A 21,718-nucleotide genomic window follows, 5' to 3' on the forward strand; every position below is an offset into this window, starting at 1 on the left:
GAACGGAAGGTGTGCCACTTGAGCGCGTTCTCGTGAGTGCGATACGGTAGACGTATGTCGTCTCTGACCAGAAGTCAGAAACGCAAGTGGTCGTTTCGCCTTATTGGGCTGGTCTTTATTGCCTTTGGCATACTGGTGCGCGTGTCCGACCCTTATCCGGTATCGGCGACGCGGATGATCTATTTTGACACGCTTCAAAGGTTGAAGCCCAGAGAGTTTGACCCTGATCTGCCAGTCAAAGTTGTTCAAATTGACGAGGCTTCGCTTGGGGCGCTAGGGCAATGGCCTTGGCCGCGCACTTTGCTCGCGGATCTGGTGACTCGTCTTGAAGAGCTGGGCGCTGCGGCGATTGCCTTTGATGTCCTGTTTGCCGAACCTGACCGTTACTCGCCTGTCAGGCTTACCGAAGACCCGCTGATTGGCCAGCTTTTGTCGGCGACGGGAGACATCGGAAAGTTTGACAGTGATGTGCAGTTTGCCGAGGCGATCTTCCGGCTACCGGTTGTGTTGGGTGTTGCTGCGAGCATTGAAGAGGTCGGCGAGCAGGTAAGACCCAAGGCGGGGATCATCGAGTTTGGCGAACAGGTGACGGGGCGCATTCCATACGCAGTTGCCTGGACACCTCTAGCCCCCCCTCTGGAAGAGTATGCTGAGGGCATTGCCGGGATAAATGTTTCACCGCTGGAGGGTCTTGGAACCATAAGATCCGTGCCTTTGTTCTGGAGAGGGCCGACAGGGGTTATGCCCTCTCTCAGTCTGGAACTGCTCCGCGTTGCGCTTCAGGAACCCAACATCTTTGTGGAAGGTTCTCAGGATGAGGCGGGCGTGATGATCTCATTCGAGATGGGAGGGTTTACGGTTCCAACCACGGAAAACGGGGAACTGTGGCTGAACTTTCGAAAGGACAATAAGGCACTTTATATTTCGGCCGTGGATGTTTTGCAGTCGGCGGATCATGAACAACTTGCATCTCAGATTGAGGGTAACCTGATTTTGGTGGGGGCCTCTGCAGCCGGCTTGCTGGATGCCCGCCAAACCGCTCTCGGGGAAACTGTTCCCGGTGTTTCTATCCACGCTCAGGTGATTGAGCAGATCCTTTTGGGGAAAACACTCAAAAGGTCGGACATCACTGCCGCGACCGAGATCATTTCATACGCGGCCCTTTGTCTGATCCTCTTGTCCGTGATGAGTATTTCGGGTCCGATACGGTCGTTCATTTCGGGTGGGTTTGTCGTCACCTTTGTTCTGGCGGCCAGTTGGGTTCTGTATACCCGCTACGAGGTTCTATTTGATGCAACCTTTCCCATGATCGCCGGTATGCTGAATTTTGGCGTGCTGGCAGGGTATCAATTTGCGATCACCGAACGGGACAGGCGCCATATCCGAAACTGGTTCAGCCATTATGTGGCTGAAGAAATGCTGACGGAACTTGAAACCAGTGGCAAAGATCTGGAGCTAGGAGGTAGTACGCGCGAGATCACTGTCCTGTTTGCCGATATGATCGGTTTTACCTCGGTGAGTGAAGAAATATCTTCTGCCAAGCTGATTGCCCTGCTGAATGATGTCTTTTCCCGTATGGGGGACGAGATCTTCAAAGAAAGAGGCACCATCGACAAATTCATCGGGGACTCAATCATGGCGTTCTGGAATGCGCCTGTCGAAATTGAAAGCCACGAAGAACACGCGGTTGCGGCGGCTCTTGGGATTCGCAGGGCCCTTGGCAAGATGAATCAGACCCGCCGACTCGAAAGCAAGACGCCCATCCAATTTGCCATGGGGCTTGCCTCGGGGCAGGCGAGTGTCGGTAATATCGGCTCCAAGCACCGTTTCAATTACACGGCTGTCGGCGATGTGGTGAATACAGCGGCACGCAACGAAGCCATCTGTCGCAGGGTGGGATATGACATCGTTGTGTCCGAAGGCGTGAAGGAGATGACAGAGGCCCGGTTTGCATTCCTGTTTGCGGGGAGGGTCCAGTTGAAAGGGAAAGCCGAACGCGCTTCGCTTTTTGTGGCGGTGGGAGATCAGAAGGTTGCGCAGAGCTCGGATTTCAGGGCATTGGCCGAGAGCCACGAAGCGCTTGTCAGAGCTTTGGCGGGGGCTGTGGATTCGTCCGAATGGCAGGTGCTGCTTGAGCGGTGTGCGGAGGAAGCCAGAAAACTCGAGCCAAATCTGCAGAGATTTTACGAAAATCTGATTGGGCGGAGTGAGGATTTTGTGAGGACGGCCTGAATTATGCTCTGAATTTGTGAGCGAATCGGCCAGTCCTATTTATGGCTTCCTGAGAATGTTGATAGACAATTAGGGTTTTCGGGAAACAAAGTTGCGCAATTTTGGAACAATTGTAGCCAACGCAGAAACAGTTGAGGGCGAAAAAATGATTTTGCGGGCGGTGACAGCTATATTTTTTGGAAATGTGGTGACTTTGTGGCAATAATATGTGGAATATAAGGACAGTCTTTCTCTGGAGGTAAGTTATGCCAATCAAAATTAACAAATTTAAAGTGAGCGCGATTGCCGCCGCCTTTGTGGCGGCGACTTCGGCTCATGCTGCAAGTATTTCGATCGAAACGTATGATCCCGGAAATTATCCGGGTGTTCCCGGCTTCACAAAGCTTGAAGGTCAAAACTTTGACAACTTCGCTGGTGATCCATCAATCGATGCGACCGACACATTTGATGTAGGAGTTTTCCAGAGCCTCGGGGGCATTGGTTCAGGGGGTACAGTCACCGGTGCACCTGCATCGTGCCAAGGTGCTGGGGCTGCTGCTTTGTGTATTCGTGATGGGTATGTATTCGGGCGTGAAAGTACGCGTAACCCGAACAACGGACAAGAAGGCCAGTTCCTAGATACTAATGACACACATGGCATTGGCTGGAATGTATCACTCGAAGATGATTCGTATTTCAATACGGTCGTATTCACCCTGTCGGATGCGAGCGACCAAGGCGCATATGTTGCCGTTACCGCTTCTCAAACCGCTTTGGGGGACGATCCTACGCCCGAAGACATTCTCAACCTAGATAAAGCGTTTATGACGCCTCCCCAAGCGAATGGGAATGTACAGACAGTCGTCATTCAGTTTGACGAATATGTTACTGAGGGCTTCATTAATATTGTGAGTTTCCTTGCTGAAAACGGAGAAGCATTCCTGACGAATGATGGCCTGAGTATTGATGGCATCAAAGTTGGGATCGCCCCCATTCCAGTCCCTGCCGCTGGCTTCTTGCTGGTTGGCGCCCTTGGTGGGCTGGGTTTTGTAGGCCGCCGTCGTCGCAAGACGTCCTGACCTAAGTTTTTAGAAAGACTGCACACAGGGCCGCTTTCGAGCGGCCCTATTCTCTTGTGGGTTCAGATAGAGGTGCCAACCGCTTGCTTCAGCATCCAACCCATGCGCAAGAAACGCAGACGGATCAGGATACCTGCGCCGCGCAGGCGCTCTCCAAAGCTGTCCAGTTTGGTGCTGAACAAAAGTTTAGGCAAATGGGCCAGCGCACTTGCTGGCATGGCAAGTGCTCTGAGAGCCCACCATACTCGCCCGCTCAAGCCCGGGCGAGAGGATTGTAGCAACGCAAAAGTTTCCTGTGTGAGGCGTTTCCACTTGAGGCGCAATGCAACCCAGTCGGAGCGGCTGGGATGGCTGATCCGCAAATTGTCTTCATAGATCAAACGGTATCCTCTAGAGGTGGCGCGCAGACTCCAATCACGATCCTCTGAAACGGCTGTCTTGAAAAGCCCCACATCTTCAAAGACTGCACGTGACGTGACCAGATTTCCGGCCCCGGAAAACCCCTGAACCTCGATGTAGTTTTTGAAATCAAACGCAAAGACCTTTTCAAAGGCTTCGGCACCGCTACGGGGTGGGGGGGTCTCATCAAACACATCGACCCTGCCGCCGATCAGATCCGCTTTGGGGGCAACCTGCCGCGCCATGCTGAGCCAGCCATGGGACGGCACGCAATCGGCGTCGATAAAGACGAGGATGGGGGCAGTGCTTTCAGCGACCCCAAGATTGCGGGCCGGGCCGGCACCTTTTTTGGCCTCCGACAGAAAGCGGACCGACGGAAACATGCCATGCAGCCGGTCTGGCGGGGTAGGGGAGTTGTTGTCTATCACCAGGATTTCTGCGGCACCAACATCATTCTGCATCAATGCGGTCAGACAGCGTTCCAGCCGGTCGACATCATTGTAATGTGGAATAATGACGGCGATATCCGGTGCGGGATCAGTAATAGTCATACTCATGACCATGCGCTCCGGAAGAATACCGGCATTTATTGAGCACGATCCCCATGACATTGGTAAGTTCGGCCACATGGCGTTCGGCCACGTCGATCTGCGACATGCTGGTCTGTTCTGCCGCGACCATGATCAGGGCACAGTCGACATTCTGCAGGAAACCAAAGTTGTCATCGCTTGCCATGAGGGGAGGCATGTCAAACAGCATGATATCAGGTTCATATTGCGCGCTGATTTCATCCAACACCTCAGTGGTCATGGAGTTCTGGAGAATTTCCGACGGGTTTTTTGCCTTTGGGCCGCCGTTGAGACCAAAGGCGAGATTTGTCCCAAGGCGGCGGGCATGGCTTTGAAAGCCGATTTTCCGTTCGAGGACGGCAGCCATGCTGTCATTGAGGCGCTGTCCCATAATCTTGGTGAGACCGGCGCGGCGCAGGTCGAAATCAAAGATCAGACTGTAAAGGTTACTTTGTCGGGAGAGGCCAAAGGCAAGGTTTGCTGTCGCTGTGGATTTTCCGCAGCCAGCATGTGGTGAGACGATGGCAATGCGTTTCCACTCATTTTGGCGGGCTTGTTGCAGCACACGTGTACGCAAGAGATCAAAAGGCGCACTGTCGAGGCCACCTTCGACTGTTGTGACACGGTTGCGATGAAGAAGTTTCCGGTCAACTGAAAGCGCCGGCGGCAGCTGCCATTCCTCCTTGGGCGGTGTGGTGGAGGTCGCCTGTTTGGATTCAGGCGGATGCTCAGCCGGGGCCGCAGGGGCTGCTGAAGTGGGAGAGGTTTGGTCGCGCTGCGCACGCGCTTTTTCCATTGCCGCTTGTAGCCGTTCCATTCAGAGCTCCTCCACGTCGCGTATGTCTGTGTATATCCGGTCCATCACCACCGTATCCCGAATTTGTTCATGGCTCTTTCCGCCAGCAGGTCCAGCGGCAGGTAATATGTGTGTATCGCAAAGACGACGGCGGGGATGCCAATCAGGATGACAAGAATGACCAACAGCTTCATCCCGCGCCTGCGGAACTGTTGTGAGCGGGACTGGATATAGGGAATTGTGGTGAGGGGGGTGACGCCAAGTTTGTTAATGATGTCTTCCGGACGTCGGGCCGTTGTGTTCAAAAGTTCCAGGATGAAGATGAAGACCAGACCGGCGATAATGGCAAAGGCAGAGCCGCCGCCTGCAATAAGCGTCCGGTTTGGTTTCGTCGGAGAGCTTGGAATTGCCGGCTGCTCGATCACGGCAATCCTCTGGCCGCGGGAGCGTGTCTCGATGCGGTCACCGGTTTGGGCAACGGACAGGCGTTGCTCGGCCATCTCGTACTGGTTCTGCAAGGTTTCATACTTGCGGTTCATTTCTTCCAGCTTGATCGAAACCGCAGGTGTTTTGCTCATGCTTTGTTTGAGCTTGTCAATCTCGGCCTGAATGCCGATCTTCTGAGCCTGTAATGTCTGGACGCGGCTGTCGATTTCACCCAACTGGAGAACCAGCATTGGAGGCAGTTCCTTTTCACCTTCGGGGGTTTGTGGTGCTTGGGTGGCCGGAGACGCTGCGGCAATCTTGTTTTCCAGCTGTTCAATACGCGCTTCCAGCATTTTTACACGAGGGTTCTCTGTCGAGTAAACCGACAGGGCTTCTTCGAGCTGCTGGTTGAGGGATGCTAGCTGGCGCTCATTCGGCGAAAGCGGCCTGTCCTGAGGGGTGTTGATATTGCCGGTCAGTTCGAAAAGTTGCAGCAACCGAATGCGCTGATTGCGCAAATCGGCAATGTCTCGGTCGGTTTGAATCAGACGGTCCTGAAAATTGGCTTGTTGGCTCAGACGGTGTTGGAGGCTGTCGGGTAAGGCCCCGGTATTGGCTTGTTTGAACTCCAGAATACGCACACTTTGCAGGTCAAGCTCATTGCTCAGGCGCTCCACCTCCTGCGAGAAGAAGGCTAGCGTCTCGCCCGCCCGCCCTTTGCGTAACTCTGTATCCTGTTTCTGGATCAGAGTCAGGTATTCATTCAGAACCCGTGCGGCGGTGCGGGCTTGCGGGGCTTCAAATGTGATGGTCATCACAGGCGCGTCCTTGCGCCGCTGATTGGATGTGGAAATGGATGTTCTGGCACGCATGGCGTTCACGATCTCATCCGGACCCATTTTATTCAAATCTGGAAAAACATCATGTTTGCGCGCAATTTCAAGCATATTGGCCCGGGTCAGCAGGCGGTGTTGAACAACTTGGAGCTGTTCAAAGGCCGGTGTCTTAACGGTTGTCGGGGCCAGTTCTGTCGGAATCTGCGGTGACTCGACCAGCAGGATCATGCGGCTTTCATAGGCCGGCGGCAGCGTATAGGCCACCGTTATGGAAATTGCCGAAATCGCCGTCGCAATGAGCAGAAAATAGGGAAGCCGTCGCCGGAAAATGGAAAAATAGTAACTCACGTTGCTCATTTAGACCGTGTCCTTCTCTGTCGCGGAAGTTTGCCCCATATAGACCCCATCTTCGATGATGGAGTGGATCACTTTTTCAGTGACAATCAATTCATTCGCGCTCCAGGCGTAGAGCATGGCAAAGTCACAAAGTTGATTGACCAGCCTTGGAATCCCCCCGGTTTCTTCGAAGATGCGTCTACAGGCCTGGAAGGTAAACTCCTGCCCCGTCCCGCCGGCGGTCTTCAATCTGTGCGAGATGTAGTCCTGTGTAATTTCGGAAGACATCGGGGAGAGATGAAAGTTTGCAGCGATCCGTTGTGCCAGCTGCTTCATGTTCGGGTTTTGGACCATGTCGCGCAACTCGGGCTGCCCGACGAGAATAAGCTGGATCAGGACATCTTTGTTGGCATTGATATTGGTGAGCATGCGCAACTCTTCCAGCCCTTCCAGGGACAGGTTTTGGGCCTCGTCAAAAATAAGCACGACCATGCGCCCCAAGGCATATTCCTTGAGCAGGAAATCCTGCAGCACCTGAAACATCTGGACATAGCTGGCACCGGGATCCACTTCGACATTCAGTGAATTCAGAACCCACTGAATAAGTTCACCGCGCCCGCCTTGGGCATTGGAAATCAGCCCGATGGTTGTGTCATCCCGAATCTTGGACAGAAGTTTCTGAACCAAGGTGGTTTTTCCGGCTCCGATCTCACCGGTAATCAGCGTGATCGGAGCTTTGGACATGATGCCATACTCCAGAACCAGAAAGGCTCGGTTATGTTGCGGAGACCAAAAAAGAAAATCCGGATCGGGCAGCAGAGAAAACGGGCGTTCTTTCAGGCCAAAGAAAGAGGCATAGAGCTGATTAGAGGGCATGTTATTCACGGGACAACTTTCCAACCCTGCTAAAATCAAACAACAAACAAATCCAGACTCGCGCAGCGCTGCAACGGCCGCGAACTGATGCAGGTGATAGAATCTTCTTGCGGCGGGTTAAATGGCCTTTTTTCATTTAGGTTTTGACTGCTCATTTGTTTGATAGCGGTTATAATTAAGAAACTCAGCTTTTTTTAGGCGAATCAAAGGAATATTCTGCACGGCGCGTTTTGCCCTTTTTCACATCCTGACTTGCGGCTTGTTGCTAATACTTCCTAAATGCAGCTCTCAGGAAGCATTGTGCTAATTTTGGAAACTCTTTATCGCAGGGTTACTGTAGCTAATTTTGAGCGTAAGTATTGCTTTTTTTTAATTAAATTTCAGTGCACTACGGCCGGGGGTCTGCGAGATGATATTCTAAAAAATCTGACGGTAGTCGCATTTTTTAAAAGTTTTACTTGAACATACGTGTTCTGGATCTGTTACAATTAAGGCGCGAATATGGCGTGAATGTGACCGACCCCGTGGGGGGGGAATTTCACACTCACATCAGGTGTTTGCGGTCCTCTTCTGAAGACTGCTGGTACAATATGGTAAATGGAATTTTTATATGACTATTCAGTTTAATACCCCCACGACTTCCAAACCTGCGGCAACGGAAGCTATTGTGAGAAGTGTTGAGGGTTTGACGCGCCCGGTTTGGCGTGGGTTTTATGTTGGAGTGGGCAAACGTCTGCTTGATTGCATCCTAATTATTTTATCTTTGCCAATCGTTTTACCATTGATTGGTGTTTTTGCTTTTCTTGTGGCTGTTAATGGCAGTTCGCCATTTTACTGGCAGCAACGCGTGGGCCGTGGAGGCAGGCATTTCAGTATACTGAAGCTTCGCACCATGATCGATGATGCGGATGAGGCGCTGGCGAGTTATCTGCGGGTAAACCCCAAAGCCCGTCGTGAATGGGAACTCAAGCAAAAACTTTGCCACGATCCAAGAGTGACAAAGGTCGGGCATATTCTGCGCAAGACCTCTCTTGATGAGCTTCCCCAGCTTTGGAATGTCTTTAAAGGGGATATGTCTCTGGTTGGGCCGCGCCCCATGATGGTGGACCAGAAAGATCTGTATCCCGGCGAGCTGTATTACGAACTTCGCCCAGGGATCACCGGCCTCTGGCAGGTGTCCGATCGCAACGACACCAGCTTTGCGGATCGCGCCACTTTCGATAACAAATACTACTGTGATGTATCTTTGGGGATGGACCTGTCGTTGCTTGCCAGGACGATCGGGGTTGTGTTGCGCGGCACAGGGTATTGAATGCCGGACGCATCTCGCTAAGCTGTTAGATGCGTTCAGATACGCTTTTATTTACCCAATCTTAGTGGCACTCTTATGTTAAAAAAAATGATGACTCTGGCGCTGGCGTTAACCTTTTCGGTTGCGCTGGCGGGTTGTGAATCTGCTGAGGAGCGGGCGCAAAAGCATTTCGAAAAAGCCATGGCTTTGCTTGAAGAAGGGGATATGGACCGAGCTCTGATCGAGTTCAAGAATGTTTTCAAGCTGAACGGGAACCATAAAGAAGCGCGCCTTGCTTATGCGCAAGTTCAGGAAGACAGAGGTAACCTACAACAGGCCTATGGCCAGTATCTCCGACTGATTGAGCAATATCCTGAAAACATGGACGGGCTTCGGGCCTTGGTGCGGATGTCGGCGCATCTGAATAACTGGGAAGAGGCAAAGCGACATGTCGCAGCTGCCGAGAAAATCACCCCTCAGGATCCTCTGATCATGTCGGTGCGCGCCGGAGTTGATTACCACGACGCCATGCGCAGTCAGAACCTAGAGGCTGCGAACCTAGTAGTGAAAGTTTCCGAGATCTTGCTGCAGGAAAATGCAGATCTGCCGGCGGCACGTCAGGTTGTGATTGATGACCTTTTGCGCCGTCAAGACTGGGTGGGGGCCCTTGCGGCAATCGAAGAAGGTTTAAAGTTCAGCGATAGCCTCAATCTTTACATGTTGCGTCTTGGAGTTCTGGAGCAACTTGGCCGGAATGATGACATTGTAGTTCAGTTGAAGGATATGGAACAGAAGTTCCCGGATGCGGGGGCGCACCAGACACTCGTGGGTCGCCTTGTTGCCGAAGAGCGTCTGGATGAGGCAGAGGCCTATCTGAGGGAACGAGCCGAACGTGATGATCAAGAAGACGCAACGTCCAAGCTCGAGCTTGTCGCCTTTTTGGCGCGGGTGCGTGATCGGGATACAGCCATTGCCGAAATCGATCAGATGCTGAACGAAAGTACAGAGTTTGAACCTTTGCTCCGATCCATTCGAGCGGGGCTGGATTTTGAGGCCGGCAACAAGGATGCCGCCCTTCTAGAGATGGAAGATGTTCTGAAAGGACTGGAGGCTTCGGAAGAAGCGGACCGTATCAAAGTGGCCTATGCAAAGATGCTTGTCAGGAATGGAAATTCCGTCGGCGCGCGTGCACAGATCGAGGAAGTTCTGGAACACGATCCAAGCCAGGTAGATGCCATCAAGATCAAGGCTGGCTGGCTGATTGAGGATGATCGACCTGGCGACGCCCTGGTTGAATTGCGTGTTGCGTTGGATCAGGCCCCCCGCGATGCAGAGGTCATGACTCTGATGGCCAATGCGCATGAACGCACCGGCAATCGTGATCTCATGGGGGAAATGCTGTCGCTGGCGGTTGAGGCGTCGGGGAGTGCGCCGGAAGAATCGCTGCGCTATGCTAGGTTCCTGATTTCTGAAGAAAAATTACTGCCTGCAGAAGACATTCTGAAGAGTGCCTTGCGGTTGCAAAGCGCCAACCCCACGCTGTTGTTTGCCCTTGGAGGGCTCTACATCCAGATGGATGACTGGGCTCGGGCACAGCATGTGATTGATACACTGTCTCGCCTTGGCATAAGTCAGGCGGATGCTATGGCAAATGAACTGACCGCACGAAAGCTGGCGGGTCAAAACCAGGCGCAGGAACTGGATCAGTTTCTCACATCAATGGCGGAAGAATCTTCGGGATTGCAGGCGGCAGCTTCAATTGTTCGGTTGCGGCTGATTCAAGATGACGTGGATGGTGCCCTTGCCTATATAGATGAACTTTCCGCAGAGGATCAAAATGCCCCGGCTCTCAGATACTTGCGGGCAGGAGTGCTGGTTGTGGATGGGCAGCGCAAGGAAGCAATGGTTATTCTGCAGAAGCTGGCGGAAGAGTTTCCGAAAAGTGAGCAAATCTGGTTAGCCCTTTACAGGCTGCACCGAAGCCAGGGGGATGTTGATGCAGCGTCCCAGACTCTGAACCTGGCACTTACGGCTCTGCCTGACAGTGCCAGAATCAAATGGGCCCTTGCCAGTGAAGCCGAACAAAAAGGCGATATCGATGGTGCGATTACCATCTACGAAGAGCTTTATGCTGCAAATAGCAATAACGTCATTATTGCCAACAACCTTGCCAGCCTTGTGTCCACTTATCGGACCGATAATGCCAGCCTCCAGCGCGCCTATGATATTGCGCGGCGCTTGAGGGGGACAGAGGTGCCGGCCTTCCAAGATACCTATGGCTGGATTGCCCACAGGCTGGGAAACCATGATGAAGCATTGGAATATCTGGAGCCTGCCGCAAAGGCTTTGACCTTGGATCCCGTTGTTCAATTCCATCTGGCAGAGAACTATGCCGCACGCGGTCTCAGTGCAGAAGCGTTGGAACAGTACCGCAAAGTAGTGGAACTGGTAGAGGGCGGGGCACGTCGCCCCGATTTCATGGATAAGGTCGAGGCAGAAATTGCCCGGCTTTCAGGTGAACAGAATTAAAAACCGACTGGCTTCTGATGAGCGGGGCGGAATGAAGGCGCATTTGCTGTTTGATCGGGCATGGCAGTGGCTCACTCATCCGCAGCACCGTGCGCCCCGCCACAGGCTGGTACTCTTTGTGACGGTTGTTCTTGCGATTGTCATTTCCGTCTTTGCCCTTATCCCGGTCACCTTGCCGCCGGGTGCACCGGGATCTGACAAGCTCCATCACCTTGTTGCTTTTGGAGCTTTATCCTTACCTTGTGCGGTTTTGTTCCCGCGCGCGTTGATAGTTGTATTGCCGGGTGCTGTCCTGCTAGGCGGAATGATTGAATTGATACAGCCAAGCGTTGGGCGGCACAGAGAGCTGGCTGACTTTGTCGCGGATATAGTCGGGGCTGCCTAGGGTTTGTGCTAAGGGGTGTTGGGAGGAGAGTGTCCAGATGGGGGAAACGTCACCGGAAAATGCAATAGAGTTGGAACTCGGTTTGGTTGCTCTCCCCATTACTTCATCCAAAAGTAACCGGAATCCTGTGTTGGGTAACCCTTATGTTGGGGACTGAATGCAACAAGAGAGCTCCGTCGCTGCGATTTAAGTTTGCAGAGAAAAAAATAAAAACTTAACATAACAAGTGTTACCGGTCGTGTATGCATCCTGGAGAGCGGGCTACCCTGTAGGCCGACTCTTGTTGGAAAACAATGTGATATCTGTACGCACCGTGCAGGCGGTATCAGGCAATATTTCGCGTCTTTGATAGAAGGTTTGCCCTTGCCTGCAGTAAAGATGCAAAGTCTTGCCCAAATTCCGGATGTTCCAGGGCATGATCAACAATGGCCTCAAGGAACCCAAACTTTGAACCGCAATCATAGCGGTGGCCTGAAAATTCCAGAGCATCAACCTTACCGGCTTTCGCAAGAGCGTTGATCGAGTCGGTCAGCTGGATTTCCCCACCGACCCCGGCCGTCTGAACGCGCAATTTATCGAAGATTTCCGAATGGAAAACATACCGCCCAATGGCTGCTAGGTTCGAAGGTGCTTTGTCAGGCTCCGGTTTCTCGACAATGCCGGAAATCTGCACGGTGCCAGTATGCAGGTTGGAAATGGGTGAAATCACCCCGTATTGATCCAGCATGTTATGTTCGACGGGCGTGACAGAGATACTGCTTTTCCCGGTTTCTTCAAAATGCTGAACAAGAGCCTTTGTCGGCAACGGGGAGCCTGCCATCAGGTCGTCAGGCAGCAACACGGCAAAAGGTTCGTGCCCCACAACGGGCTCTGCGCATAAGATCGCGTGCCCCAGTCCCAAAGCTTCGGCTTGGCGGACAAAAATACAGTTCACACCTGATGGAATGATACTGCGGATTTCTTCAAGCAATACGTCTTTACCACGTGAAGCCAATACGGACTCAAGCTCTGGATTACCATCAAAGTGATCTTCAATGGCCCGCTTGGTGCGGCCAGTGACAAAAACCAGATCCGTGATGCCGGCATCAACCGCCTCTTCGACGGCAAACTGAATCACAGGCTTGTCGATAATTGGCAAGAGTTCCTTCGGCATGGCCTTGGTCGCCGGAAGGAAGCGGGTGCCCAGGCCGGCAACGGGAAATACAGCTTTGCGGATGATCTGCATCAAATGGAACTCTCAGTGTGTTGCGAATACCCTCGGTATCCTTTCCACCTAAGCAATCTTCGCGGTTTTTTTAGGGCAAAGTTGAGAATTAACTGCGTATTTCAGAATGCTGGATGCCTTCAATAGGTGATTCGGATTTTTCCAGCGGGATCACCGTTTTGGTCTATGTTTTGGCAGCCTGTTTCACCTGCTGGCAGTGAATAAGTAAATGGATCTGTATTCCGCTTTAACAGCCACAGGAAAATGCCTGGCCCAATTGCAGGGATGGTATGAGTAACGATGAGAGATACAGCTGGTTTTTGTTGTTTTACTGATATTAGTCAGTTTGACTGTTCTCATTTCCTGATTTGGTGGATGCGAACAAGCCTGAAATATAACGGACTGGCCTTGGTCGGGCTGGGTGTCTGGCGGTATTCATCCTGATCCGCGCCGCCGGGGTTCACTGCGTTGGGATCCTGATTGGGAGTGGGATGGATCCAAAGCAGCTAAGTTCTATTCTGGAATTCCTGGGTATTGCCCTGATAGGCCTGAATGCAATGAAAAGGCTTTTTCATGTGTCAGACAACTGACGCCTCGCACCTTACTCCCGCGCGAGGCCTTTCAAATATCGTCCATAGTCGTTTTTATGAAACAGCTGGGCGCGCGCCAGCAGATCTTCACGGCTGACCCACCCCTGCCCAAACGCAATCTCGTCGGGGCTACCTGATTGCAGACCCTGCCGTTGTTCCAGGGTGCGTACAAAATTACCCGCATCCAGAAGGCTTCCGTGAGTGCCTGTGTCAAGCCAGGCATAGCCACGCCCCATGCGCTCAACCGACAAGAGTCCGTCGTGCAGATACATTTCGAGCAAGGTCGTGATTTCCAGCTCTCCGCGTGCGGACGGGGTCACCTGTTTTGCCCGTGCCGGGGCGTCACCATCGAGAAAATAGAGTCCTGTTACCGCGAAGTTTGAGGGTGGAATCTCGGGTTTTTCAACAATCGAGATGGCTTGACCCTCAGCGTCAAAATCCACCACGCCATAGCGTTCCGGATCGGCGACGCGATAGCCAAACACGGTTCCGCCGGTCTCTTTGGCGTTGGCGCGGGACAGCAGGTCTGGCAAGGCATGGCCAAAGAAGATGTTGTCCCCCAGTACCAGTGCCGAAGGGGCTCCTGCCAGAAAATCTTCGGCCAGAATGAAGGCCTGTGCCAGGCCATCCGGACTGGGCTGGACAATATAGGTAAAAGACATGCCCCATTGGCTGCCATCCCCAAGCGTGCGCTTGAATTGCTCCTGATCCTGAGGTGTTGTGATGATGGCTACCTCGCGAATATCCGCAAGCATCAGAACCGAGATCGAATAGTAGATCATCGGCTTGTCATAAATTGGCAGAAGTTGTTTGGAAATGCCGATCGTGATTGGGTAGAGCCGCGTTCCAGATCCACCAGCCAGAATAATGCCTTTGCGCGCAGTCATCTCAAATCACCTTCAACTCTTTCAGAACAGCGGCGAGGCTAATGCCCCAATCTGGCCGTACTATGTCAAAATCAGTTTGTAAATCGGACCAATCCATACGTGAGTTCCCGGGCCGTGCTGCCGGCGTTGGGTAATTCGCAACGGGTATGTCGACAACACGGATATCTCGGTTGGCCTGTGCAAATACTTCACGTGCAAAATCCGCTCAGCTGACTTTGGGTGTGCCGGTGAACTGATAGATGCCTCCCCCCTGTTCGGCCATCGACAGACAGGCTGAAGCGATATCTGCGGCTGCCCTCGGACCACCGATCTGATCGGCTACGATGGTAAGCAAAGCCCGTGTTTCAGAGAGGTGCAGCATTGTTTTCACGAAGTTTGTGCCATGGCCTAGAGAACCCAACTGGTTAGCAAAATGGCGGTCCGGCCTCCCGCCGCACGAATACCCTGTTCACCAGCCAGCTTGGGCCGCCCATAGGCGCCTAATGGGTATGTTTTACCAGTGATTTTCCACGGTCTGGTTTCTTGTCCGTCGAATACATAATCGGTCGAGATATGCACAAAAGGCAGATCGCGTTCAGAACAGGCCTGCGCCATACGTTGACGATTCCAGCGTTCGCTGAAAAAATCCCGGTTGCCGCCAAAGCGTTGTGGGGAGGGGCATAAAAACTCGGGCAAGCGGGTTGGAAGAACCTCTAACAAAGACATGGCTTTCTCAAGTGCCTAATAATTAAAAGCTATTACACTGGAGGGAAGCATATGAAAAGGGTCAACAAAAAAGATGTGGTACAGTAAAAGTTCCACTGGAGTGTTCCGCATTTCAGGTAGATATTTGAGGAGATAGGTCCCGTTGACGATAAATCTGCCGCACTTGTCCTTTTTTCTTTCATTACAATACAAAGGTGGGGCAAAATCAGGGTAATGTAACCATGGAATTATCTTAAGAAGGTCAACGATGCTGCTGCGTTTGAATAAAATCTTTCTAACTGCCACTGTCATGGCGGTCTTTCTGATCATGAGTGTGGTATCTGCCACGGCTCAGAACAATTATGTGATCCGCTCGGGCGACACACTTCAGGTTGAGGTTCTGGAAGATTCCAGCCTCAACAGGAGTACGCTGGTTCTTCCAGATGGCAGTATCAGTTTCCCCATGGCGGGCACCGTTCAGGCGCAAGGCAAGTCCGTAGATCAGCTGCGTCAGAGCCTGAGTACAGCGCTTGCCTCCAATTTTGCGGCCGCCCCGAATGTCTATGTGTCCGTCGCCTCTCTGGCAGCGGCCCAACCCAGTGCGAGCACAGGGCGGGGCACGATGGATGTCTATGCGGTTGGTGAGTTTGCAGCCCCCGGGCGCAAGGAAGTCAAACGCGGCACCACGTTATTGCAGTTCATCGCCGAAGCCGGTGGGCTGGGCACGTTTGCAGCAGACAAACGGATTGAACTGCACCGTACCCATTCACAAACAGGTAAAATAACCACCTATCGTTTCAACTATCGTGTCCCTGCAGGCGGGGATTCCGGGATCGGCGGCGGAACGCAGCTGGCGCCGGGCGATGTTGTGAAGATACCTCAGCGCAAGTTGTTCGAGTAGCACAAGAGAAAGAAAAATGACCCGAAGCAATCGCAAGCGGCCTAGGATACTTATCTGGGCTGCGGTTTTTGGAATAGACGCCGCCTCTCTTCCCGTTTTGGCGCAGGAGGCCGGCGATCAGGTTTTCACCTTCGGGATTAGGCAACAGTTTGGCATCGACGACAATATCCGGCTGGATCCGTCTTCCGCCGGTGCAACCTATTATTCCGATACGGCCCTCTCGTTTGGCGTGACGACGGAAAACGGAACAGATTCTTTCAGTTTCTTTGCCGAAGGTGTCGGGCGTATCGTGGATGATCCGATTATTGGCACTGATTCAGGATTTCGCGATCCCAAGGTTGATCTCTTTTACATGAGAAACGCGGCCAACAGCCGTCTCTCGGTCTTTGCCAATTACTACAAACCGGACCTCGCCTTTCAGGACCCGCTGCAGCAAGACGACATCGGCTCTCAGGATTTCTACAGGGGCGGTGGCACTCGTGAAGAATTCTATGGCGGCATTTTTCTGGAAACCGGTTTGCAATCTCCTCTGGGGTTTGTGATCGATATCAATAGCCGGAGAAACAGCTATAGCGATGTGACAGACCCGTTGCTGTATTCAAACGAAACGCACTATGCGGGACTTGGTGTCAATTTCAGGCTCTCCAATGTGGCGCGCGGGCGAATTGACGTATCGGAAAAATACTACCGCGCCGAGAATGCGAGTAGCACTAACACTGATACGCGGCGACTGACCTTTGGTCTGGACTACGATATTTCGGCCACCGATAGACTGAGCGTTGATCTGGGCCATTCCAAGGTCGTGGAAACGTTCGATGCCCTGCCTGGTGTTGAGAATAATCTCAACGGCCCGGTCGGCGAGATTTTCTATCGCCGCCTGATGCCAGATGGGGTTGCTACCGCCTCGCTGGATACAACACTGACCAGCCGCGGGCGCGAGACAACCCTCGAATTTGGCAGAGTTTATGAGCGCCCATCCGGACGGTTTGAGTTCAGCCTTGGGGCCGCGGCGGGTGAAGATTTTGACGCGCGGCCGATTGGGTTGCTTGCCTATAGCACGGAAACCGCCCGCAGTGCTTTCGATGTATCTTTGTCGCGCACCGCTTCGATTGATGACGAGCTGAACCAAGCCACCGAAACAAACCGCTTTAGCATGGGGTATCGAGTGGATGTTACGAATGTCTCGGCGATCTCTTTTGATCTCTATTTGGCCGATATCAATCTGGTGGGGATCGGAACGTCCGGTGCCGGACGGTCACGCGGCAGTTTATATGCGTCTTATATCCATGACCTGACCCAGGACTGGAACATGGTGGTCGGATATCAATACAAGTATTTTGATCCCGACAGTGGTGCATCATCCAAGTCCAACGGAGTATTTCTAACGCTTGAGAGGGACTTTGAAACGCTTAGGTGATGTAGTGAATTTTGGGAACAGTTGCAGTCAAATCAGGAACAAATACGGGGTGAAAAAGAAACAACCTGTTTCTGCACTATGTGTAGGCCTTTGTGACAAAATCTATTAAAAATAGTCTAGTTACAGCAAGGTCCATCTCGTGCTTGTTATTTGCATCGGGGCGATTTGGCAAACTACCATTGTGTACGAGTTTGAAAATTCGGGTTGATACATGTCCAATTTGAACAATGCTTCTGTTTCTGGAATTTCACCAGTCAGGGTCAACCTGGTGGGGCTTTTCTGGTTTCTGCTCCTTGTGGCCGGTTCGATCCACATATTCTGGATCGGGCTAGTGTCTCTGATAGATGCATGGACAACACCAGAATATAGCCACGGCCCTCTCATTCCGATCATCTCTCTGTATCTGTTTCTGCGCGAGCTGCGCCAGTCGCCCCCGACAGATCCGGATGTGAAAGATCGCTGGCCCGGCGTTCTGGTTGTCATTGCGGCTCTGATATTGGCGATTTTTGGAAATCTGACGCGTATTCCGGACATTGTGACCTACGCCATGATCCTCTGGATCAGTGGCGTAGTGTTGACGGTGTTCGGCTGGAAACGCGGGATCAGGCATCAACTGCCCGTCTTCCATCTGATCTTCATGCTGCCCCTGCCGCAGTTCCTCTATTGGAAACTGACCATCTTCTTGCAATGGGTCTCTTCGACCTTGGGTGTCTGGTTTGTCAGCCTTGCCGGTGTCTCTGTTTTCCTTGAGGGGAATGTGATCGATCTCGGGGTCTACAAGCTTCAGGTGGCCGAGGCCTGTTCGGGGCTGCGATATCTCTTCCCGATCCTCAGCTTTTCCTATCTCTTTGCGATCCTCTATCGCGGACCGATGTGGCATAAAGCGGTTCTATTGCTTTCAGCGGCGCCACTGACAGTCCTGATGAACTCTGTGCGGATCGGTGTAATTGGCATACTCGTCAACCGGTATGGTATTGAACAGGCCGAAGGCTTCATGCATTTCTTTGAAGGATGGGTTGTCTTCCTGATCTGCATTGCCATCCTGTTTGTCATGGCCATCACACTGCAACGGCTGACCAAGGATCCCAAACCTCTTGCCGAGGCGATTGATCTGGACACCCAAGGCTTTGGGCCAATATTTGTGCGCATCCTGGCTATCCGCCCCTCCCCTGCCCTTGCCATTGCCGCGCTGATCACACTGATGGTTTCCACCGCCTGGGCCACACAGAGCGACCGCGAAGCTGTTCTGGTTGACCGACGGCCCTTTGCCCTGTTCCCCCGCCAGATCTCTGAATGGTCCGGGACAACCTCTCGTCTGACACCAGAAGTGGAAGTGGTCCTGGGGGCGGATGATTATCTCAACGCCAATTATTTTTCCGGTAACACTGGAGAGATGGTGAACCTGTTCGTGGCATTCTACCACAAACAGACCGAAGGGGACGGCATCCACTCTCCCGAGGTCTGTCTTCCGGTTGGTGGCTGGGAAGTGTTCAGCTTGGACCCCTATAAGGTCGATATGAGCAGCACCGGGTATGGCATGTTCGATGTCAACCGCGCTGTGGTTCAGAAGGGTCTCAGCAAGCAGCTCGTCTATTACTGGTTCGAACAGCGAGGTAAGCGCATGACCAACGACTTCAAAGCCAAGGCCAGCGTGATCTATGACAGCCTGACCATGGGCCGTTCAGACGGTGCAATGGTGCGGTTTGTGACGGCTATTGCTGGAGATGAAACGGAAGCCGACGCGGATACGCGGCTGCAAGAGTTTATGGCCAAGAGTCTGAAGCGGCTGCCCGAATTTGTGCCGGACTAGTGGTGCCTACCTACCGACATAGATGAGGGGAACACTCTCATTTTCCATAGAGAAGTCATACTCGTACCGCTTTTCGGAAATATCAAGCCTCATTCGAAACAATCGCAAAGCGGCAGAAATTTGGGACAGAAGAATATAGACTTATCAATTATTGTGGTGAACTGGAACACACGCGATATGACTTGTGATTGTCTACGTAGTGTTTTTGAAAGTTTGCAAAACTCCGAAGCTCCCAAAATCAAAGCGGAAGTCATACTGATTGATAATGCATCTGAAGATGGATCAGCTGACACCATTGAACGTGAATTTCCAAATGTAGTCCTAATTAGGAATCAAGAAAACAAAGGCTTTGCTGCCGCGAATAACCAAGGTTTCGAGATTTCTAAGGGGCGGCACATTCTCCTATTGAACTCAGATACACTGGTGCATGGGGACGCGTTGTCCGCTTCGGTTGCCTATATGGATAAAAATCTCCAAGTAGGAGCTTTGGGTATCAAAGCCCTTAATGCCGATGGCACTACACAGATGACCTGCCAGCAGTTTCCTTCTTTACTCAACATGTTTCTTATGGCTTCGGGATTGTGGAAACTGAAATGGCCAAAATTTTTTGGGCGCTACCACATGACCGACTGGCAACGAGACACGGAGCGAGAAGTGGAGGTCATTTCTGGATGCTACTTACTGGTCCGTCGTGAAATACTAGACCAAGTTGGCCCATTTGACGAAGGATTTTTCTTCTTTGGAGAGGAAACAGACTGGTGTGATCGCATGCGGCGCGTCGGCTGGATTTTGATGTTTTCACCCATAGGAACCTTCACGCATTACGGGTCAGTTTCAGCTAAAAAATTGAGTCATAAGCGTGATATCTTACTCGCAGGATCGAAGGTACGCCTTCACCGAAAGAAGAGCATTTATTCTGCTGCTGTTGCTTGGGTTATAGTTGCACTATTTAATTGTTCTCGAGCAGTGTTTTGGTCAATTCGCAGCCTGTTTGATAATGGCACCTATACCAAACAACGCGCTAAGCATTTTCGTGCAGTTGTATGTGACCTATCAGTTGTTTGGCGGGGGGGTATTTGATGTACCGACAGATTACAGGCCAGTTGCGCCCAGTAATCATAGCACACAACCTAGATCGTAATGATGTAGGTGAAGTTGGCACCTCCTACCAATTAATCCGCGCTATGGTCGACACTGGTGAGGTTTCTCCAATTCTGCTGGTCCTGCAGAACCCAAAACGAGAACCCGTATCAAAACAATTCCCTGAATTGGAAGTACATACATGGAGGGAGCCCGCCTGGCTTATGCGGTTCGAGCGCCTCAATGCGATGGCTAAGCCTGCCATCCCATGGTTTTATAGACAAACACGCCAATGGATTAAGGCACGGATCGCAGAAGGTGAACAGTTTGATTTAATACATCAAATTTTGCCTCGCGCACCCCGTTACACCTCTAGGCTATCAGGGCTGGGTGTACCTTATGTTATTGGCCCAGTAGGAGGTGCCATTCCGACTCCCAAAAACTTTAAACACCACAAAAGTACGGATCCATGGTTCACCAAACTCCGGCAGCTAGATCAATACCGCTTCAGATATGATGTTGCACTACGCCGAGGTTTTGCAGAGGCAGACTTGGTTCTGGGTGTTGCCCCATATATGCAAAAAGTTATGGGGGAAATGTCATTCCGCCGGTTTGAGCCCTTTCTCGGCATCGGTGTGGAATGCCTTGCTCCCAGTGTTAAGCGGGCTGGCACCCCACAAGTACTAAAGCTCCTGTTTGTGGGCCGTGCCGTTAGGACTAAAGGACTACGCGAAGCTATCTTGGCTCTCGCCCAAATAAAAAATAGACCCAAAATTACTTTAACTGTGATTGGAGATGGGCCGGAAATTGATGTTGTGCGAGAGCTGGCAGCGGAAAAGGGAGTCCTTGACAGAATTAGCTTTGAAGGGCGCAAACCGAGACATGAAATAGAGGACTATTATCAGAGCCATGATGTTCTACTATTTCCTTCATTTCGAGAGTCTATGGGGGGAGTTATATATGAGGCAATGCGTTGGGGAATGCCTGTAATAACTGTAGACTACGGAGGGCCTGGATTCATTGTCGATGAGAGCTGCGGCTTGAAGAGCCCTTTGACCGAACCGAATGAATTGGCCTTGTCACTTTCCAAACATATAGCCAATCTAGCCGATGATTTAGTATTACGGAATCAGCTCAGCAAGGGGGCCCGCCAGCGGATAATCAAAGATGCCCTTTGGGAAACTAAAGCACGGCGAATGTTGGATCTTTATCAGGAAACGGTACAAACACATTACAATCAAAGGCTCTCTAATAAGTAGGCTTGTGTATTCAATAAGCGGAACCGACCTTCCCGAACGTTCGGATAGTTCAGAGGAGATCTAATGCGATTGTACATCTCCAATTATAAAGTTCTTGTTCTTTTGTCTTCCTTTTTAGGGCTTCTTTTGAATATCTACCCGTCATTGGCTGCT

At 51.9% G+C, this 21,718-nt stretch carries 16 protein-coding genes and 1 pseudogene; 9 read left to right on the forward strand and 8 right to left on the reverse strand.

Translation table 11 applies throughout. From position 1 onward, the window contains the following. The first annotated feature begins 54 nt into the window (after positions 1 to 54). Positions 55 to 2,232: an adenylate/guanylate cyclase domain-containing protein gene (locus Q0932_RS19090; RefSeq protein WP_299356632.1), complete on the forward strand. Its 2,178-nt coding sequence runs from the start codon at positions 55 to 57 to the stop codon at positions 2,230 to 2,232. A gap of 245 nt (positions 2,233 to 2,477) precedes the next feature. Then, positions 2,478 to 3,290 (forward strand): VPLPA-CTERM sorting domain-containing protein, encoded by an 813-nt coding sequence (locus Q0932_RS19095; RefSeq protein WP_299356634.1) that lies wholly within the window; start codon positions 2,478 to 2,480, stop codon positions 3,288 to 3,290. Positions 3,291 to 3,352: 62 nt separating this feature from the next. Here the strand turns inward: Q0932_RS19095 and Q0932_RS19100 are convergent, their stop codons facing one another. From Q0932_RS19100 to Q0932_RS19115, 4 genes are read right to left on the reverse strand one after another with little or no spacing between them, the layout of a single operon-like run. Further along, the gene (locus tag Q0932_RS19100; protein ID WP_299356636.1) at positions 3,353 to 4,246 is read right to left on the reverse strand and encodes a glycosyltransferase; all 894 of its coding nucleotides are present in this window, start codon (positions 4,244 to 4,246) and stop codon (positions 3,353 to 3,355) included. Then, the gene (locus Q0932_RS19105; RefSeq protein WP_299356638.1) at positions 4,227 to 5,075 is read right to left on the reverse strand and encodes a CpsD/CapB family tyrosine-protein kinase; all 849 of its coding nucleotides are present in this window, start codon (positions 5,073 to 5,075) and stop codon (positions 4,227 to 4,229) included. The genes Q0932_RS19100 and Q0932_RS19105 overlap by 20 nt, the downstream gene beginning before the upstream one ends. Positions 5,076 to 5,119: 44 nt before the next feature. Then, on the reverse strand, positions 5,120 to 6,673 hold the full coding sequence (locus tag Q0932_RS19110) for a lipopolysaccharide biosynthesis protein (RefSeq protein WP_299356640.1): 1,554 nt from the start codon (positions 6,671 to 6,673) through the stop codon (positions 5,120 to 5,122). Then, positions 6,674 to 7,528, reverse strand: coding sequence for an AAA family ATPase (locus Q0932_RS19115; RefSeq protein WP_299356666.1), 855 nt, complete (start codon positions 7,526 to 7,528; stop codon positions 6,674 to 6,676). A 610-nt stretch (positions 7,529 to 8,138) separates the two neighbouring features. Between Q0932_RS19115 and Q0932_RS19120 the strand changes: the two genes are divergently transcribed. Further along, positions 8,139 to 8,840, forward strand: a complete 702-nt coding sequence (locus Q0932_RS19120) for a sugar transferase (RefSeq protein ID WP_299356642.1) — start codon at positions 8,139 to 8,141, stop codon at positions 8,838 to 8,840. 75 nt (positions 8,841 to 8,915) lie between these two features. Then, positions 8,916 to 11,348, forward strand: a complete 2,433-nt coding sequence (locus Q0932_RS19125) for a tetratricopeptide repeat protein (protein WP_299356644.1) — start codon at positions 8,916 to 8,918, stop codon at positions 11,346 to 11,348. A gap of 710 nt (positions 11,349 to 12,058) precedes the next feature. Here the strand turns inward: Q0932_RS19125 and galU are convergent. The 4 genes and pseudogenes from galU to Q0932_RS19145 all read right to left on the reverse strand — a co-directional run bounded on the left by galU (position 12,059) and on the right by Q0932_RS19145 (position 15,119). Continuing rightward, positions 12,059 to 12,958, reverse strand: coding sequence for a UTP--glucose-1-phosphate uridylyltransferase GalU (galU, locus tag Q0932_RS19130; RefSeq protein WP_299356646.1), 900 nt, complete (start codon positions 12,956 to 12,958; stop codon positions 12,059 to 12,061). 580 nt (positions 12,959 to 13,538) lie between these two features. After that, the gene (gene rfbA, locus Q0932_RS19135) at positions 13,539 to 14,414 is read right to left on the reverse strand and encodes a glucose-1-phosphate thymidylyltransferase RfbA (RefSeq protein ID WP_299356648.1); all 876 of its coding nucleotides are present in this window, start codon (positions 14,412 to 14,414) and stop codon (positions 13,539 to 13,541) included. A gap of 1 nt (position 14,415) precedes the next feature. Beyond that, positions 14,416 to 14,775, reverse strand: a pseudogene (locus Q0932_RS19140) (sugar nucleotide-binding protein). A 26-nt stretch (positions 14,776 to 14,801) separates the two neighbouring features. Next, positions 14,802 to 15,119, reverse strand: coding sequence for a sugar nucleotide-binding protein (locus tag Q0932_RS19145; RefSeq protein ID WP_299356650.1), 318 nt, complete (start codon positions 15,117 to 15,119; stop codon positions 14,802 to 14,804). Between the two features lie 247 nt (positions 15,120 to 15,366). Between Q0932_RS19145 and Q0932_RS19150 the strand changes: the two genes are divergently transcribed. From Q0932_RS19150 to Q0932_RS19170, 5 genes are all read left to right on the forward strand, one after another. Beyond that, positions 15,367 to 15,999, forward strand: a complete 633-nt coding sequence (locus tag Q0932_RS19150; protein ID WP_299356652.1) for a polysaccharide biosynthesis/export family protein — start codon at positions 15,367 to 15,369, stop codon at positions 15,997 to 15,999. 16 nt (positions 16,000 to 16,015) lie between these two features. Then, entirely contained in the window at positions 16,016 to 17,416 is a 1,401-nt protein-coding gene (locus Q0932_RS19155) for a hypothetical protein (RefSeq protein ID WP_299356654.1), read from the forward strand. 211 nt (positions 17,417 to 17,627) lie between these two features. Continuing rightward, positions 17,628 to 19,226, forward strand: a complete 1,599-nt coding sequence (xrtD, locus tag Q0932_RS19160; RefSeq protein WP_299356656.1) for a VPLPA-CTERM-specific exosortase XrtD — start codon at positions 17,628 to 17,630, stop codon at positions 19,224 to 19,226. Between the two features lie 120 nt (positions 19,227 to 19,346). Beyond that, positions 19,347 to 20,306 (forward strand): glycosyltransferase family 2 protein, encoded by a 960-nt coding sequence (locus Q0932_RS19165; protein ID WP_299356658.1) that lies wholly within the window; start codon positions 19,347 to 19,349, stop codon positions 20,304 to 20,306. Continuing rightward, positions 20,306 to 21,565 (forward strand): glycosyltransferase family 4 protein, encoded by a 1,260-nt coding sequence (locus tag Q0932_RS19170; RefSeq protein ID WP_299356660.1) that lies wholly within the window; start codon positions 20,306 to 20,308, stop codon positions 21,563 to 21,565. Before Q0932_RS19165 ends, Q0932_RS19170 begins: the two co-directional genes overlap by 1 nt. The last annotated feature ends 153 nt before the right edge of the window (positions 21,566 to 21,718 follow it).

It is taken from the genome of uncultured Shimia sp. (assembly GCF_947498095.1).
Classification (GTDB): Bacteria; Pseudomonadota; Alphaproteobacteria; order Rhodobacterales; family Rhodobacteraceae; genus Shimia.

Bases quoted from the DNA above. Each gene is read 5' to 3' on its own strand.
- Q0932_RS19090 (WP_299356632.1), top strand. From the start codon at position 55: ATGTCGTCTCTGACCAGAAGTCAGAAACGCAAGTGGTCGTTTCGCCTT.
- Q0932_RS19095 (WP_299356634.1), top strand. From the start codon at position 2,478: ATGCCAATCAAAATTAACAAATTTAAAGTGAGCGCGATTGCCGCCGCC.
- Q0932_RS19100 (WP_299356636.1), bottom strand. From the start codon at position 4,246: ATGAGTATGACTATTACTGATCCCGCACCGGATATCGCCGTCATTATT.
- Q0932_RS19105 (WP_299356638.1), bottom strand. From the start codon at position 5,075: ATGGAACGGCTACAAGCGGCAATGGAAAAAGCGCGTGCGCAGCGCGAC.
- Q0932_RS19110 (WP_299356640.1), bottom strand. From the start codon at position 6,673: ATGAGCAACGTGAGTTACTATTTTTCCATTTTCCGGCGACGGCTTCCC.
- Q0932_RS19115 (WP_299356666.1), bottom strand. From the start codon at position 7,528: ATGCCCTCTAATCAGCTCTATGCCTCTTTCTTTGGCCTGAAAGAACGC.
- Q0932_RS19120 (WP_299356642.1), top strand. From the start codon at position 8,139: ATGACTATTCAGTTTAATACCCCCACGACTTCCAAACCTGCGGCAACG.
- Q0932_RS19125 (WP_299356644.1), top strand. From the start codon at position 8,916: ATGTTAAAAAAAATGATGACTCTGGCGCTGGCGTTAACCTTTTCGGTT.
- galU (WP_299356646.1), bottom strand. From the start codon at position 12,958: ATGCAGATCATCCGCAAAGCTGTATTTCCCGTTGCCGGCCTGGGCACC.
- rfbA (WP_299356648.1), bottom strand. From the start codon at position 14,414: ATGACTGCGCGCAAAGGCATTATTCTGGCTGGTGGATCTGGAACGCGG.
- Q0932_RS19145 (WP_299356650.1), bottom strand. From the start codon at position 15,119: ATGTCTTTGTTAGAGGTTCTTCCAACCCGCTTGCCCGAGTTTTTATGC.
- Q0932_RS19150 (WP_299356652.1), top strand. From the start codon at position 15,367: ATGCTGCTGCGTTTGAATAAAATCTTTCTAACTGCCACTGTCATGGCG.
- Q0932_RS19155 (WP_299356654.1), top strand. From the start codon at position 16,016: ATGACCCGAAGCAATCGCAAGCGGCCTAGGATACTTATCTGGGCTGCG.
- xrtD (WP_299356656.1), top strand. From the start codon at position 17,628: ATGTCCAATTTGAACAATGCTTCTGTTTCTGGAATTTCACCAGTCAGG.
- Q0932_RS19170 (WP_299356660.1), top strand. From the start codon at position 20,306: ATGTACCGACAGATTACAGGCCAGTTGCGCCCAGTAATCATAGCACAC.